Source organism: Shewanella mangrovisoli, assembly GCF_019457635.1.
GTDB lineage: Bacteria > Pseudomonadota > Gammaproteobacteria > Enterobacterales > Shewanellaceae > Shewanella > Shewanella mangrovisoli.
Genome location: NZ_CP080412.1, coordinates 1,886,915 through 1,903,235, shown reverse-complemented (window position 1 = coordinate 1,903,235; position 16,321 = coordinate 1,886,915). Strand labels below are relative to the sequence as shown.

At 46.4% G+C, this 16,321-nt stretch carries 12 protein-coding genes and 6 tRNA genes; 6 read left to right on the top strand and 12 right to left on the bottom strand.

Features of this window, described 5'->3' with window-relative positions:
* Nucleotides 1-117: 117 nt before the first annotated feature.
* The 3 genes from K0H60_RS08460 to K0H60_RS08450 form a co-directional block, all read right to left on the bottom strand.
* The gene (locus K0H60_RS08460; RefSeq protein WP_220058135.1) at nucleotides 118-1,089 is read right to left on the bottom strand and encodes an adenosylmethionine decarboxylase; all 972 of its coding nucleotides are present in this window, start codon (nucleotides 1,087-1,089) and stop codon (nucleotides 118-120) included.
* Nucleotides 1,090-1,387: 298 nt separating this feature from the next.
* The gene (gene speA / locus K0H60_RS08455) at nucleotides 1,388-3,301 is read right to left on the bottom strand and encodes a biosynthetic arginine decarboxylase (RefSeq protein WP_011716660.1); all 1,914 of its coding nucleotides are present in this window, start codon (nucleotides 3,299-3,301) and stop codon (nucleotides 1,388-1,390) included.
* Between the two features lie 464 nt (nucleotides 3,302-3,765).
* Complete coding sequence (locus K0H60_RS08450; protein ID WP_011071981.1) at nucleotides 3,766-3,918, bottom strand: hypothetical protein; 153 nt, start codon at nucleotides 3,916-3,918, stop codon at nucleotides 3,766-3,768.
* Nucleotides 3,919-4,392: 474 nt separating this feature from the next.
* On the opposite strand from K0H60_RS08450, the gene K0H60_RS08445 reads away from it, so the two are divergent.
* The 5 genes from K0H60_RS08445 to K0H60_RS08425 all read left to right on the top strand — a co-directional run bounded on the left by K0H60_RS08445 (nucleotide 4,393) and on the right by K0H60_RS08425 (nucleotide 8,543).
* Nucleotides 4,393-5,232: a CvfB family protein gene (locus K0H60_RS08445; RefSeq protein ID WP_023265812.1), complete on the top strand. Its 840-nt coding sequence runs from the start codon at nucleotides 4,393-4,395 to the stop codon at nucleotides 5,230-5,232.
* A gap of 166 nt (nucleotides 5,233-5,398) precedes the next feature.
* Nucleotides 5,399-6,064 (top strand): YceH family protein, encoded by a 666-nt coding sequence (locus K0H60_RS08440; RefSeq protein ID WP_220057853.1) that lies wholly within the window; start codon nucleotides 5,399-5,401, stop codon nucleotides 6,062-6,064.
* Between the two features lie 87 nt (nucleotides 6,065-6,151).
* Entirely contained in the window at nucleotides 6,152-6,982 is an 831-nt protein-coding gene (locus K0H60_RS08435; protein ID WP_220057852.1) for an ABC transporter permease subunit, read from the top strand.
* Nucleotides 6,979-7,887 (top strand): ABC transporter ATP-binding protein, encoded by a 909-nt coding sequence (locus tag K0H60_RS08430; protein ID WP_220057851.1) that lies wholly within the window; start codon nucleotides 6,979-6,981, stop codon nucleotides 7,885-7,887. Before K0H60_RS08435 ends, K0H60_RS08430 begins: the two co-directional genes overlap by 4 nt.
* A gap of 380 nt (nucleotides 7,888-8,267) precedes the next feature.
* Nucleotides 8,268-8,543 (top strand): HU family DNA-binding protein, encoded by a 276-nt coding sequence (locus tag K0H60_RS08425; RefSeq protein ID WP_220057850.1) that lies wholly within the window; start codon nucleotides 8,268-8,270, stop codon nucleotides 8,541-8,543.
* A gap of 318 nt (nucleotides 8,544-8,861) precedes the next feature.
* Here K0H60_RS08425 and K0H60_RS08420 read toward each other — a convergent pair.
* The 9 genes from K0H60_RS08420 to K0H60_RS08380 all read right to left on the bottom strand — a co-directional run bounded on the left by K0H60_RS08420 (nucleotide 8,862) and on the right by K0H60_RS08380 (nucleotide 14,324).
* Nucleotides 8,862-8,948: transfer RNA gene (locus K0H60_RS08420), tRNA-Leu, on the bottom strand.
* A gap of 131 nt (nucleotides 8,949-9,079) precedes the next feature.
* Nucleotides 9,080-9,166 (bottom strand) — tRNA-Leu (locus K0H60_RS08415).
* A gap of 47 nt (nucleotides 9,167-9,213) precedes the next feature.
* Nucleotides 9,214-9,287, bottom strand: a tRNA-Cys gene (locus K0H60_RS08410).
* 20 nt (nucleotides 9,288-9,307) lie between these two features.
* Nucleotides 9,308-9,383 (bottom strand) — tRNA-Gly (locus K0H60_RS08405).
* 211 nt (nucleotides 9,384-9,594) lie between these two features.
* On the bottom strand, nucleotides 9,595-10,143 hold the full coding sequence (pgsA, locus tag K0H60_RS08400; protein WP_088211423.1) for a CDP-diacylglycerol--glycerol-3-phosphate 3-phosphatidyltransferase: 549 nt from the start codon (nucleotides 10,141-10,143) through the stop codon (nucleotides 9,595-9,597).
* 47 nt (nucleotides 10,144-10,190) lie between these two features.
* Nucleotides 10,191-12,020 (bottom strand): excinuclease ABC subunit UvrC, encoded by a 1,830-nt coding sequence (gene uvrC, locus K0H60_RS08395; protein ID WP_088211424.1) that lies wholly within the window; start codon nucleotides 12,018-12,020, stop codon nucleotides 10,191-10,193.
* Between the two features lie 109 nt (nucleotides 12,021-12,129).
* Complete coding sequence (gene uvrY / locus K0H60_RS08390; protein ID WP_011622328.1) at nucleotides 12,130-12,774, bottom strand: UvrY/SirA/GacA family response regulator transcription factor; 645 nt, start codon at nucleotides 12,772-12,774, stop codon at nucleotides 12,130-12,132.
* A 502-nt stretch (nucleotides 12,775-13,276) separates the two neighbouring features.
* Nucleotides 13,277-13,367 (bottom strand) — tRNA-Ser (locus K0H60_RS08385).
* An 866-nt stretch (nucleotides 13,368-14,233) separates the two neighbouring features.
* A tRNA-Ser gene (locus tag K0H60_RS08380) sits at nucleotides 14,234-14,324 on the bottom strand.
* A gap of 221 nt (nucleotides 14,325-14,545) precedes the next feature.
* Between K0H60_RS08380 and K0H60_RS08375 the strand changes: the two genes are divergently transcribed.
* Nucleotides 14,546-16,279, top strand: coding sequence for an AAA family ATPase (locus tag K0H60_RS08375; RefSeq protein ID WP_220057849.1), 1,734 nt, complete (start codon nucleotides 14,546-14,548; stop codon nucleotides 16,277-16,279).
* Nucleotides 16,280-16,321 lie beyond the last annotated feature (42 nt).

Here is a 16,321-nt window from a genome sequence, read left to right as displayed (position 1 = left end):
AAAAAGCCAAGGCAGTTAACCTTAGCTTTTTATAGATAATCCAGCGCTTAAGCAAGGTACTGAGATAGTACTCAGATGGACTAAAGCGGCGCAGGCGAAACCCACTAAGGTTTGCCACTACATAAACTCGGGCTCTAACACTTGGGTTTCAAGCTGTTGGTAATGACTAAAGGTGATCTCCCCTCCAGATGCTGTGGTGACCACGGCTTGGCCAAGACACAGATGCTCTGGGAATCCTTCGGTTAGGATAGGCTGATTAAAACTAATCAAATCCCAACTGATTGGAGAGAATAAATCCACTAGCCGCGCCACGACGGGCAGGGGATAAGTCGCTAAATCGAGATTAGTCTCGAAGCTCACATAGGAATGCTCACCTTGCCCCAGAGATGGGGTGATATGCAAGGTAACATAGTCTGTCCCACGTATCGCATTCAACGAAAACCCAGCAGGCTGAAAACAATGCATATCGAACTGAAAATCGCCGAAAAGTTGCTGAAATCCAAGCCGCTGATAAATCCCCAGTTCAGTTTGTGTCGGTTGCTTGAGATAATCGGCAAGCTCGCCACGGATGTGGTACATCATCAATTCAAGACAAGTCTCGGTTGAGGATACAGTTTGCTTGTCAGTGCTAAACAGACCATCAGAGCAAAACTGATTGTCAGTACAAAACAGATAGTGATGATGTGAGTCTAAATGGCCCACTCGAAAGGCTTTGCCAGGGATTAAGGTCCGTAATTTCGCGATATCGTCCACAAAGCTCGTGCTTTGTCGCAGGGCTTGGTATTCATTCTTGCGCTGATAACAGAGTGCGGCAATGTGCTCCACACCTAAGGCGTTGATAAAATGGCAGGCGGCATCTACTAGAGTGCTATTACCGCAGGTGACTAGCAGAATTTTATCATCCCAGACGAACAGACTGGATTCACTCAGCAGATAGGCATCGCAGGTAGGATTACTGATTGTGGACAGGATTTCCGCATTGGCGCAGGCCACTAAGGTTGACCAAAAGCCGTACTCTCGTTGCCGTAGTGACGCCATCTTGGGAGTGAGTCTGATCTCAAGCTTTTTTTCCGCGCCTTCAAAAAACATCAAGCCGTACGCCTCATCTTATCCCTGTGTTTGGGCATCTATTGGTATTGCAATCCTTCATGCTTCACTGGCAACGCTGACTTAAGTGAACGCACTCATTTTAAGACTGGTACCCCATCAATTTTGTGCGGCTATTTTTACACGACTCACGCCGCAATAAAACCACCGAGCTTGCTTTTACAAGGTGACAGCCTTGCAACGCACTCACCTTTACAACTCGCTAGCCAAAAACAACGGGCCATAAAAACAAAAAGTCAGCCTAAGTGTCCCTAGGCTGACTTTTTTAACACACTCAATATTAAGAAAAATCTTCTAAATAAGTGTAACCTTTTAGGCCCACTTGCAGTTCTTCTAAAATCTGGGCGCGTTCTTCTTCGGCAATGTGCTGATTCACTAACTCTTCGTAAGTACGCATAAAGTCAACGGCATCTAAGTTAACATAACGCAGTACGTCAGCAACCGTATCACCGGCAAGAACCGACTCAATGTTGGTCATACCGTTTTCTTCGATGCTCACCACCGCAGAGTTGGTATCACCAAACAGGTTGTGCATATCACCTAAGATCTCTTGATAGGCGCCAACCATAAAGAAGCCCATCAGATAAGGACTTTCAGCGCTCCAAGCTGGCACTGGCAGCGTGGTTTCAATCCCTTGACCGTCTACGTATTGGTCAACAATACCGTCAGAGTCACAGGTGATGTCCAGCATCACGGCGCGGCGCTCTGGCGCCTTGTCTAAACCTGACAGTGGCAGCACAGGGAACACCTGATCGATACCCCAAGCATCCGGTAACGATTGGAATAATGAGAAGTTAACGAAGAACTTATCGGCTAACTTTTCGTTTAACTCATCGATAATCGGTCTGTGGTAACGGTTTTTGGTGCTTAACAAACCTTGCACTTCGTGACATACACGCAGGTTAGCCTGCTCAGCCCACGCACGTTCTGCCAAACTTAATTGACCTAAAGCAAACAGCGATTGCGCTTCTTGCAGGTCACTTTGGCTATCGTGGTAAATCTCAATCAAAGCACGTTGATCGGCGCGGCCGCTGATCTCGGTCCAAGATTGCCACATGTTATGCAGCAGCTGTGGCGACTCTTCCGCAGGCGGCTGAATTTCTTCGACTTGATAAGCTTCAGTACCAATCACATCGGTGATCAACACAGCATGGTGCGCCGTTAAGTGACGGCCAGATTCTGAAATAATACGTGGCATAGGTTGCTCGTATTCATTACAGATATCGGTAAGCACGTTGACGATGTTGTTCGCGTATTCGCTTAAGCCATAGTTCATTGAGTTGTTACTTTGGCTACGGGTGCCGTCGTAATCCACCGCTAAACCACCGCCGACGTCGAAGCAGTTAATGCTGGCGCCTAACTCACGTAATTCACAGTAGAAACGCGCCGCTTCGCTCACACCTTGACGAATATCGCGGATGTTGGCGATTTGCGAACCTAAGTGGAAATGCAGTAACTGCAGAGAATCTAACATATCCTCTTGTTTTAACTGATCAACCACGGTAAGAATTTGCGCTGCTGATAAACCGAATTTCGATTTTTCACCGCCGCTGGCTTGCCACTTGCCTTTACCTTGGAATGCAAGGCGAGCACGTAGACCTAAGCGAGGTTTCACCCCTAAACGCTTAGACTCGGCCAACACCATCTTCAGCTCAGACAGTTTTTCTAAAACGATGTAGACCTTATGGCCTAACTTTTCACCAATTAAGGCTAAACGAATGTATTCGTTATCTTTGTAACCGTTACAAACGATCACTGAACTGGCTTTTTGCGCCATGGCCAACACGGCCATTAATTCTGGCTTACTGCCGGCTTCTAGGCCTAATTGTGGAACTTCTTTTGATGCTTGGCTCGCAAGGATCTCTTCTACAACAGTTTTTTGTTGGTTTACTTTAATGGGGTAAACCAGCAAATAATCCGCCTGATACTCATATTTTTGTATCGCTTGGTCGAATGCTTGGCACAAACTGTTCACTCTGTGGTGCAGAATTTGCGGGAAACGAACTAATACAGGTAAAGCGACCCCTGCTTTAACCATGTCTTTTGCTAGCTCATTTAAGCCAATCTTGTGATCAGGATTCTTAGGATCCGGCGACACTGTCACCTCACCTTGGTCGCTGATCCCATAAAACCCTTGGCTCCAGTGGGTAACGTTGTACCCAGCACGAGCAGCATCAATAGACCAATCATTCATTTTTATTTAGCCCGTCTATAAAAAAATGGGTTAAACGGCCACTGCATTCTTGCACGACCGCCCGTTCGACAAACCCAGGTAAAACATATATTTACCTGACATACAATTAGGATGAACTCACCCTATTTAATGCAGCAAAATCAACCCAGCTTAGGTGACATTGATGCGTTTTTCCTTAACGCAGCCGGGGTAGACCCCAGATTCTTATTACTTTGGCGATGGTAGGAGATTGCGTTCATATCACCCTTTATCGCCAAGGTTTCTCACCAATGGCATTAACCTTAGCGCGCTTTGAGGTTAAAAAACACCCAAAACCCTAACGTTAGGCGTCGCATCACAGCTCAAGACCCAAAATTCACTAACAAGGGGTTTTAAGCATGTCTACAACAACAGGTAACACTAAAGGAACAACATTACATATTAAGCGGCTAGGCAAGACCGAGCGCACCTAATAACAGGCAAGATTATTGTAACAGGGGACTGTTGGCTTCTTCGCGGCCAGAATTGATACGGATTAACGTGAGATGTTTAAGGCTGGTATCGTCATAGGGCACAACGATTGAGCGCTGACATTGTGATGCTTTTAGGCAAAGAGCAAAAAATGGATGCTTGTGCATTAGCTAAACAATTCCTCTTAACCCCATGTAACCATTATAAATTGTACGTTACACGGTTAATGACCTGTGAACCATAAAACCATTACAACTCACGTAATATTTGTCATGTCTGTAACGAGCGAAGTCGTTAAACGGCGCAATTAAACCGCGCAATGTCACAGAATGCAAGCAAGAATCTCATTTAATATTTTTCATTAAAATATAACAAACACCCCATTAACAGGGATGACTGCCTAATGCATGATTAATTCTTATAAATTAATAGCTTGGATAATAATCTTACTTTTAATACGTTCAATATTTTTTAATAGGCTTGCAGAATAAATGGCTAACAATCTCAGCGTCGGCATGATTTTTAACGGCTATTAAGCCATTAATCCTAAAGTGCAAACCTAAAAGCCGAACTGGAAGCTGCCGTTTACGGATAAAGCGGTTATAATCACCGCCGAATGACATCTATAGATAGAGAGCTACATGGTACAGATAGGAAAAACCTGCAAACTTGAGGTGGTAAAACAAGTAAGCTTCGGTGTGTATTTAAATGCCCACGAATTTGGCCAAGTGTTACTGCCCAACAAAGCCACCCCAAAAGATTGCCAAGTCGGTGACTGGCTAGAGGTATTTTTATATCTGGACTCTGAAGATATTGTCATTGCCACAACGCGCAAACCGCTTGCGCAAGTCGGTGAGTTTGCCTATCTAAAAGCCGTGGCAACGGGTCCCTACGGGGCATTTTTAGACTGGGGATTAGATAAAGATCTACTGCTGCCCTTTGGCGAGCAGCATAAACCCATCGAAGAAGGCCGCTCTTACCTCGTCTACGTGCATGTTAACCGTGCGGATGAACGTATTGTCGCCTCATCAAAAATCGATAAGTTCCTCGATAAAACCCCGGCGCAGTACGAAGTGGGTCAACAGGTCGACTTATATATCGGTGGCACCACAGATTTAGGCTACAAAGCCATTATTAACCATGCCCATTGGGGCGTGATTTACCAAAATGAAGTGTTCCAAAAGCTGCGTTTTGGTCAAAGAGTGAAAGGTTTTATCAAACAAGTGCGCCGCGATGGCAAAATCGATCTGGTCTTGCAGCAAGGTAGTAAGCAAGAGCTCGATAAGCACGCGCACATTATCTTAGTAAAACTCAAGCAAGCGGGTGGCTTCTTACCGCTGACCGATAAAACCGATGCCGAAGTGATTTACGAGCAACTCGGCATGAGTAAAAAAGCCTTCAAGAAGAGCATCGGCGGCCTGTTTAAAGCGGGCAAATTAAGTATCGACGATGATGGCTTACGCCTGACTGAAGCAGACTGATCAGGCAGAATAGTCAACCGAATACGGGACTTAGCACTCTCTTGCCCCCATGTTCGTGCTTTATTTGTACAAATAGTTTGCCTTAAACCTCAGTTTACCGACAAGCGCTAGGATATTAAGCATGGCTCTGTTATAACAAAGCCATGCTTTTTTCTTTGGAGCTTATATGGAACTCACGTTACACGAAGCCAGAGTTATCGGTTGCCTACTTGAAAAAGAAGTCACCACCCCAGAGCAATACCCGCTTTCACTCAATGCCCTAACCCTCGCCTGTAATCAAAAAACCAGCCGCGATCCCGTATTGGACTTAAGTGAGGCGCAGGTTCAAGATGCCCTCGATTCGTTGAATAAAAAGCGCTTAATCAGCGAGCAATCCGGCTTTGGTAGCCGAGTCGTCAAATATAAGCACAGATTCTGCAACACCGAATTTAGCGAGTTACAACTTTCCAGCGCGGCGGTAGCCATTGTCTGTTTGCTGCTACTTCGCGGCCCACAAACGCCAGGCGAATTGCGTACCCGCAGCAACAGGCTGCATGACTTTAAAGATGTGCTCGAAGTGGAAGCCTGCATTAAGCAATTGATGGAGCGAGATAAACCCGTGCTAGCCCAACTGCCACGGGAGCCGGGTAAGCGTGAATGCCGTTACACTGAGCTGTTCTCCCAAGGTGCTGAGCAAATTAGCGCCGCGTCATTCACCAGTGCCACCAATGCAGATGCACACCCGTTAAACGAGCAGGATAGACAACAACTGGAAGCAAGAGTCACGCAGCTTGAAGAGCAAGTGGCTGAACTTAAAGATAAGTTAGACTCGCTTATCGCTTCTTTATCCTAACCGCGCTGCGGACGACTTTCGCGAATGGTCGCTCTTAATGATGACTAACGTGAATGTTTGTCCGCTCACTCACTGACGAGACAGCGAATGACACCGAACGCTCCCAGTACATTCAACAACATGCTTTTGATCGCTGGCTTTGAATGTCGAAAATTTCTATTTAACCTTCGCGGGATTATCGCCCTGATCGCCTTTGCATTAGTGTGGGGCATACTATTGCTCTACCCCATCCAAGGCGCTTCGACCCTATTGATGCAGCCCAATATCAAAGATTTGATCGACGGTCTCTTAGGCAACCAAGCACTCAATGTACTGTTTGACTGGCCCGTGGCAGAAATGGCCATCTTCTGGTGTTTTGCGCTGTATCTGTTTCCCATGTTCAGTATTTTGATTGCCGCCGATCAGTTCTCCTCAGACAAATCCCGCGGCACATTGCGCTTCTATACCCTAAGAACCAGCAAAGACAGCCTGCTCTTCGGCCGCTTTTTGGGGCAAATCTTGATCCAAGGTCTACTGATCTTATTGACCATACTCGCCACCATAGCACTGGCACTTACTCGCGATATAGGCTTGTTATTACCCGCATTAACGTCTGGTGCCTTGGTCGGCGTCAACTTGGTTATCGTGATTTTACCCTTTACCGCGGTGATGACCCTATTGTCCCTCTATGCCAACACGGCAAGACAGGCTATGGTGCTCGCCACCATCTTGTGGACCGTCGTCTCAATTGCACTATTGATTTTGGGTAATCAATCCAGCTTATTTGAAGGTTTACAATGGATATTACCGGGCGCTCAACTGTCGAACATGGTCAACACCAATGGACTCAATAGCTTTGCCTACGCACCAATCCCGCTATTACAAACCGCATTCGCCTTATTCCTTGGCCGCGTTTATATCCAAAGGAGTCAACTATGATCCTCATTCAATGCCAAGGACTGTCCAAACACTATGGCAGTAAAAAAGCGCTCAATAACGTTAACTTAACCCTCGAAGCGGGAGCGCCGATCGCCTTGGTAGGCCCTAACGGTGCAGGTAAAACCACACTGTTTAGCCTGTTCTGTGGTTATCTCACCCCAAGCGCGGGCACAGTGCGCATTCTGGGAGAAGCGCCCAATAGTCCAGCATTATTAGGGCAAATTGCTGCCCTGCCACAGGATGCAACGCTCGATCCCAATTTAACCATTATCAGCCAGTTAAGCTTCTTTGCGCGTCTACAAGGGATGGATAGCATGCAGGCAAATCAAGAAGCCCTGCGAGTACTGAATTTAGTGGACTTAGCCGAGGTGGCGCAGCAAAAACCACCGAGCCTAAGCCATGGGATGAGTAAACGTGTGGCGATTGCCCAAGCATTAATCGGCTCACCTAAGCTGGTATTACTCGACGAGCCTACCGCAGGACTCGATCCCGCCAATGCCAAGAAAATCCGTGAACTCGTCAGAACGCTCTCGCCCACAACCACCTTTGTGATCAGCTCGCATAACTTGGACGAGCTTGAAAAGCTCTGTGACCAAGTGCTGTATCTAGATAAAGGTGAACTGGGCCAATCGATTTCGATGCGCTCATCCAACAGCGGTAGTGATTATCTCACCCTCACCATGGAACACTGCGACAGTGAAATGCTTATCCAAGCCGTAGGTCAAATACCCGGAGTAGTGAATATCACCTCAAAACAAGCCCATGTATTTGTTATCCAATTGAATGACACGGCAAATCGCCATTATGAATTTGAAACCGCCCTGCTCGCCTTATTTAAGCTGCAGCATTGGCAATACAAGATGCTGCTGAAAGGACGCACATTGGAAGAGACGTTATTTTCTTAAGTTCGCGATAAGTCCCTTATTACTCCTACGTTTAACCCTAACTCTTACAGCGCCCGCAAGGGCGCTCAGCAGACACAGTGTTGTTTATGCACAGCGAAAGCAATGCCATTTATTACACCCTGTAAAGGTAGAACAGTCGTAACTATCAGTGTTAAAACGCTTTATCGTTTCACGTCCACCTTAACGCTAAACACTACAGGCCAACTTAGCCCCTAACGCTGCTTATATGAGGAGTATTTCCGTTTCAAAGAAAAGGTGAGTTACCACCACTAACCAATAAAGCAGCAGTTAAGCAGCTTTGGTAAAGCTAGGCTTTCAATCTGATCCCGAGCTTGTTATAACTCCCCTTTCCTGCTCTTTCGCTGAATTCAGAGGTTTCAATGAACAAAGCACAACTTATCCAACGTATCGCCACGTCGCTTGAACAGTCCCAGACCAGTACTAAACCTGTTGTCGAACAAATCCTGCAACAGATCCATATCGCCTTAAGCGAAGGTGAGAAAGTCTTCCTGCCGCAATTCGGCACCTTTGAATTACGTTATCATTTACCTAAATCGGGTCGGAACCCACAAACCGGCGAGACGATGGAGATCGCAGGCTTTAACCAGCCAAGCTTTAAGGCGGCGACAGCGCTAAAACAAGCGATAAATGAGTAATATTGTGGATGTGTAAAGAGCCTCGTGAAAACCACGGGGCTTTTTTATGGGACAAGGTTAACAATATTACTTTGGCAATGAGCTTTGGAGATAAAACACAGTCAGCCCCTGCAAAATGTGACGCTATCAAGCTTAGAGTACAGAAATAAGAAGATCACAAGGTCAGACTAGAGCCTGTTCGACAAGTGACAGACAGTGCACAAGAGGCTCTGATGAGAAGATAAAAAGTCGTTGTAAAACAAAACGAAGAAATCAGTGCTGTAAATGCAAAAAAGCCCCGACGAATGTCGAGGCTTATTTACTATTCACTAAGAATAATGGTACCCGAGGCCAGACTTGAACTGGCACGCTGTTACCAGCGAGGGATTTTAAATCCCTTGTGTCTACCGATTCCACCACTCGGGCAAACTCTGAATATCGCAAGCACAGCTATTGATATTGTTAACTCTTTGCTTCGTTATTTTACTTATATTTCAAAAATATAAGTAACGAAGTTTAACGCTTCAGCTCGCTTTGAGCTGTCACCATTATAATAATGGTACCCGAGGCCAGACTTGAACTGGCACGCTGTTACCAGCGAGGGATTTTAAATCCCTTGTGTCTACCGATTCCACCACTCGGGCAAACTCTTTATATTAACGACGGGAATCGTGTCATTAATATCTTAATATGGAGGCGCGACCCGGAGTCGAACCGAGATCGACGGATTTGCAATCCGCAGCATAGCCATTCTGCCATCGCGCCATCTTTCCAATCATTTAGATTGGAGCGACATATCGGGTTCGAACCGATGACCTATACCTTGGCAAGGTATCGCTCTACCAACTGAGCTAATGTCGCATATCGATTTCACACTTACTCAAAAAAACAAGGCATCGTATCCACCTTACCAACTGAGCTTATGTTGCATCTCGTAGAGTTAAGATTTTGTTTTCACTTCGTCTCTCGTCTACGGGGAGGCATTCTACCTATTTACGATGCAGTGTCAACCGCTGTTTTATCGATAACTTACTGCTTGCGCACTAAATAATCTCTTTGATCTTTTATTGTGCTATTCAGCCGTTAAATCTTTCCAAGCGGCTAAAATGTAGCTCATCATTGACCAGAAGGTTAACACGGCAGCGATATATAACAGCACAAATGCCGCAGTGATCATGAGTGGGTTGTATTGCCAGATCAGGCCAATAATCGCCACCATCTGCGCCGCCGTTTTATATTTGCCGATCCAAGAAACCGCAACCGTCCCGCGCTTACCTAATTCGGCCATCCATTCACGCAGGGCTGAAATCACAATTTCGCGACCAATCATAAACAGTGCCGGCAAGGTTAACCAAATATCGGCATATTGATCCACCAGCAACACCAGCGCGGTGATCACCATTAGTTTATCGGCAACGGGATCGAGAAAAGCCCCAAAACGCGTGAGTTGCTTGAGTTTACGGGCGGCATAGCCATCCAAGGCATCGGTAATGGCGGCAAGCCAAAACACAAATGCAGCAACGAAGGGAGTCCAACTGTACGGCAGATAAAAGAGCACCACGAAGATGGGCAGTAAAAAAAGCCTAAAAAGGGTTAATGCTATAGGTAAGTTAAACGGCATGATCAAACCAGTTAGTCAAAAGCAGCGCCAATCTTGCCTTAAATTTATCACCCTCGCAATGCATCATGAATGGTTTGTGCCATTTCTATGCTAATACCGGGTACTTTCGCTAACTCGGCCACACTCGCGCCCTTCACTTCCTGCAAACCACCAAGATGTTGCAATAACGCCTTGCGCCGTTTAGGACCAATCCCAGGAATCGACTCGAGCGTCGAAGTGTTACGGGTTTTCTGGCGACGATTGCGATGGCCAGTAATCGCAAAGCGGTGAGACTCATCGCGAATATGTTGAATAAGGTGCAGCGCTGGCGAGTCGTCCTCGAGGGAAAAGCTCGTTTCAGTGTCGCCAAAGATTAAGGTTTCAAGCCCGGGTTTACGGCTCTCCCCCTTTGCCACCCCAATAAGTTGCGGCGCTTTATCTAAATTGACGAATTTCTCATCCACTATTTGCTGGGCGATACGCAGCTGACCCAAGCCACCGTCGATAAATAAGATGTCAGGAATTTTGCCGCTGGCATCGATTTTATCAAATCGGCGACTAATGGCTTGTTTCATCGCGGCATAATCATCGCCGGGCGTAATGCCTTCGATATTGTAACGGCGGTATTCGGCTTTGTGTGGCCCCTCGCGGTTAAACACCACGCAGGAGGCTACCGTGCTCTCCCCCATGGTATGGCTGATATCGAAACACTCCATCCGCTGTATTGGAGCATTAAGCTCGAGGATTTCCTCCAGCAAGACAAAACGCTGTTCAACGGTGTTTTTATGGGACAAACGCGTCATCACCGCATTGGTGGCATTGGTCAGCGCAAGGCGCAAAAAGCTTGCCCTGTCGGCGCGCACATTGGTTTTGATGCTGAACTTTTTATTTAGCGCCTCAGAGACGGCCGCTTCTAACTCATGCAATTCTTCAAAATGATGGCTTATCACCACTTCCTTAGGAATTGTGCGTTGAATATCGGCATTTAAATAAAACTGTAATAGGAAGGAACGTAAGACTTCTTCGATATCCGTTTGCGCAGGCACAGTTGGATAGTAGCTGCGGCTACCAAAAATCTTACCTTCGCGGATAAATAGCAAGTGAAAACAGGCAATACCCGAAGCGTAATGCACACCGATCACATCCATATCCCCGGTATTGCCCGAGACTTCTTGCTGCTCGGCTACGCGGCGTAGCGCCATAATTTGATCGCGAAAGCGCGCGGCTTGCTCATAGGCTTGCTGCTCGGCGGCCTCTTCCATCCTAGCCACGAGCTCACTGATAACTTGCTTGTCTTTTCCCTTTAAGAACAGACTGGCGAGTTTAACCTGCTCGTCATACTCCGCATTACTGACCTTACCGACGCAAGGCGCGCTGCAACGGGATAACTGGTACTGCAGGCAGGGCCGAGTGCGGGATTTATAATAGAGATCATCACACTGGCGGATAGGAAACAGCTTTTGCATCAAGTGCAAACTTTCACGCACCGCGCCGCCATTAGGATAAGGCCCAAAGTAATAGCCCTTCTCCCGCTGCGGCCCGCGATGATATGCGAGGCGTGGATGCTCGTGTTGGCTCAAGAAAATATAAGGGTATGACTTATCGTCCCGCAGTAACACATTGTATTTGGGCATGTACTGCTTGATATAGTCATTCTCAAGCAGCAGCGCATCGGTCTCGCTGTGGGTCAGCGTCACATCGATATGATGGATATGGGACACCAGCGCTTGGGTTTTCACATTCCCAAGGTTTTTACGGAAATAGGAAGATAAGCGCTTCTTAAGATCTTTGGCTTTACCCACATAGATGACGTCACCTTTGACGTCATACATGCGATAAACCCCTGCAGAGGATGAGACTGTACGTAAAAAACTCTGGGCGTTAAAACCTGTCGACATCGTTATACACCCACTCTTTGACTCACGGTCTTCAACACAACTTGATATATCGTCTTCACACTCACTGCTAACACTTAATTAATGCTAGAACCATTGACACAAGCGGCCATTAGAAATGGCCAGCATCCAGCATTTTATAACGGATCGCTAAACGAGTCAGCTCCACATCACCACTGATCCCAAGCTTCGCAAACAAGCGATAACGGTAGCTGTTAACGGTTTTGGGGCTTAAGTTGAGCTGCTCAGAAATATCATTGACCTTTTCACCATTGGTGATCATCAACATTATTTGCAGCTCACGCTCGGACAAGGCTTTAAACGGATTCTCATCGGCAGGGTTGAATTGGCTCAATGCCATTTGCTGGGCAATTTCTGGGGATAAATAACGTTGTCCACGGGAAACCTGACGTATCGCTTGCAGTACTTCGGGAGGTGTCGCCCCTTTGGTTAAATAACCGGACGCGCCCGCCTGCATCACTTTGCTGGGGAAAGGATCTTCAGTATGCACAGTTAACACAATAATCTTGGCATGGGGCTGATAACGTAAAATCTTACGCGTTGCTTCAAGCCCGCCCATCCCAGGCATATTCATGTCCATTAAGATGACATCGGCTTCATTTTGTCTCGCCCACTGTACCGCGGTTTCGCCATCTGGCGCTTCTCCCACGACTTTGATCCCACGTTCATCTTCTAAGATGCGGCGGATCCCAGTTCTTACAAGCTCATGGTCGTCAACTAAATATATCGATATCAACTTTTATCCACCTTTAACCAATGTCGACTAACACTGTGTAGTCAAATCAGAATACCGCAACCGGAATATAGGTTATCAGGGTAATTTAGCCCAACAATGGCATTTCGCAAAGCATAAAATGAATATTGTTAACTAGATGATATTTAAAGGAACAACGGACTCATTAACCCAGTTTAAATTCTGCACTTAACGCACTGCTGGTTTCGGTATTCACGGCAAATAACCAAGTGTGTGCTCAACGCCGCAAGTTTTAAACACCATAGAATGGAAGGCTAAAATACAAAGGACCGCGAATTGTTTAGCGGTCTTTGGATTGCATTTGACGGAGAAGCAGCACTTAGCATGAGAACCTCTGGGATTCAAATGATATTAACTAACAGCCATTATTGCTGATGGTTTATCTGTGGAATATTGCGGAGGCGCGGCGCTGAGAATAAGGAACCTAAGGTTCAAATAGCAAAAACAAAAAAGCCATCATTGCTGATGGCTTTTCCGTAGAATATGGCGGAGGAGCAGGGATTTGAACCCTGGGTGGGCTATAAACCCACGCCGGTTTTCAAGACCGGTGCATTAAACCACTCTGCCACCCCTCCGAACGAGCGAGATAATAGCTATCTCCCCTCTGGTTGTAAACCTAAATTTATTATTAATTGAATTGATTGGCGATTTGACACTCAGCCGTCGATAAAATCATCGAATGACGCCTAATTTTCAATCAAAAGCCGTGTTATCCCTAAATTAAGGTGGCGCTTATGGTCACTCAAGCCAAACACGCTGCGCTCAATACACTCGCCCCCCATTAACTTCTTTAACTCGACAGCACCTTAAAGTAGCCACTTTATATAGTCGAAATAAAGACTCGATAAAAAGTCACTCAAATCAAAGCGCGCTAAAGGCATGTGAAGATAAATTTGCAATGCAGGTACCTGCACTCATAAATGGCTTAGAAGTTAGATATAAACCCTCAAGGCAAATATAAGTTCACTTAAGACAATGCTGAGTACTTAAGCGTATGCTCCCCCATATGAACCAAGGAAGTACGATTGCACCTATGCGAATTTTTTCAGCCAAGCATAACTGAGCGTGTAGAGCTGGCTCTGCTCAGATGCAATATTAAATACAGAACAGGAAGCTTGTGTGGACTTGAATGTAAAAAGGCCGCTAATGACTTAGCGGCCTTTCTAATAAATATGGCGGAAACCCTGCGCTTAGGACAAAGAACCCTAGGACCAAATTTGATAAACAAAATAGCCATTACCACTGATGGATTTTCGTGGAATATAACGTAGGAGCAGCGCTTAGCATGAAGAGCCCCGGTTCAAATTGCATAAACAAAAAACCATCATTGTCGATTGCTTTCCATGAAATATGGCGTAGGAGCTGTACTTAGAATGAGGAACCCGGATTCAAATTGCACAAACAAAAAAACCATCATCGCTGATGGCTTTTCCGTAAAAAATGGCGGAGGAGCAGGGATTTGAACCCTGGGTGGGCTATAAACCCACGCCGGTTTTCAAGACCGGTGCATTAAACCACTCTGCCACCCCTCCGAATGGCGCAAATAATATAAGCATCATCGGTGCTTGTAAACAGCAATTTTTCAATATTGTGTCAAATGCTCATCTTATGCTCACCAAGATGTTTTTTCAGGCAAATTGCCAACAAATTTTCAGCAATATCTGAGTAAACCAACGCAAAAACACCTATACAGTAAGAGACTTGCCGTCTTGGTATGGTAAAATCGCGGTAACTTTTCATGGTAAATGCTTATATGAATTCACTCTTGATACCATCATCCTCACTCGCGCCTGAATTTAACCTTCCTACCCTGCCGCAATCGGCCACAGGGTTAAAAGCCCTGCTTTTAGGGCAAGAACGTGTATTGGATGCCTTTAAGTTACATAACGCCATTGCCGATCAACAGCTCTACCTCGCAGATTTTCCGGGCATCGACCGACAACTCATCATGCAAGCCCTAATGGAAACCGTCGAGCCCTTATCCAGTGCTTATTTAGTGGCGGCTCGGCCTGTAGAAAAAGCCATTCAATTCCAATGGCAATATGAAGCGCCACTCGATAATCAAGGCGCCATTGCCGAGAAAAATATCAGTTACCGTTACCTGAGCGGCAATATCCGCCGTGCCGATCTTCTCGGTCGCATGGTGCAATCGGCAAATGGCAGTAAATACCAACCAGGTGCACTCGCCCAGTGCCACTATGTGTTTATCTGCGCCGAATCACTGTGGAAACGCGAAGGCCTATGGGATCTGGTCATGCAAATTCTGACGCAAAAATCCTATCAGATAAGCAGTCACCTCAGCCCTATTCCGCTAAATTGTAAAATCATTCTTATTGGTGCGGGCTTAATTTACAGCCAAGTCCGCTCAGAAGACTGGCAATTTCAGCGCCACTTTAGTTTGCTGGCAGAGCTGGCGAGTGAACTCGATCTGACGCGCTTTAAAGAAGTGCAATATGCCAGTTGGTTACAAGCCGTGGCTCAGAGCGTTGAAGTTGGTTTAGAGCAATCAAGCCTTGCGCCGCTGTTTAGGCACAGCGCTAGGTTGACCGAACATCAACGCCGTTTAAGCTTATCTATGCTCGATTTTGCCCAATTAATGGCTCAGGCTAAGGTTTATCGCGGCAAAGCCACTATCAATGCCGCAAGTGTTGAACACGCACTCGAGCAAGCCAACTACCGTCATAACAGCTCTGAAGAATTTTCGGGGCAAAGTTTTGATGACAATTTCATAAATCTGCCAACTGAAGGCGCTATGGTAGGACAGATTAATGGCTTGACGGTTATCGATGCGATTGACCATAGCTATGGCGAACCCGCGCGGATCACCGCAACCGTGCACTATGGTGATGGCGAAGTGGCGGACATTGAAAGAAAGTCCGAGCTGGGTGGCAATATCCACGCCAAAGGCATGATGATCTTATCCGCCTGTTTGTATCGTATCTTTGGTCGCGATGCACCGTTGCACCTTAATGCCAACATTGTGTTCGAGCAGTCCTACCAAGAGATCGATGGTGATAGTGCTTCGCTCGCCGAGTATTGCTGTTTGATGTCGGCCATTGCCGAGCAACCGATTATCCAGTCACTCGCGATCACCGGCGCCTTAGATCAATTCGGCAATGTGCAAGCCATTGGCGGCATTAATGAGAAAATTGAAGGCTTCTTTAATCTGTGTGAGCGTCGCGGCTTAACTGGCGAACAGGGCGTGATTATGCCGAAGTCGAACGTTCTACAACTTAACCTTGCCCCAAAAGTGATAACAGCTGTAGGCAAAGGACAATTCCATATCTATGCGATTGAGCATATGGACGAAGCGGTGGAGCTGCTGATGCAGATGCCCGCGGGGGTTGCCAATGAAGATAATGACTTCCCAGAAGACTCCTTATACGGCCTAGTGCAAGAACGGCTCGATAAGTTGGCAGGAAATGGCGAAGAGGAGATTAGCTTAATGACGAGGTTACTCGCAAAACTGGGATTATTTCGCCATTAATTAGCTGATCGGAGTTGTTTAGCTTACACGTGTTCGCTAATC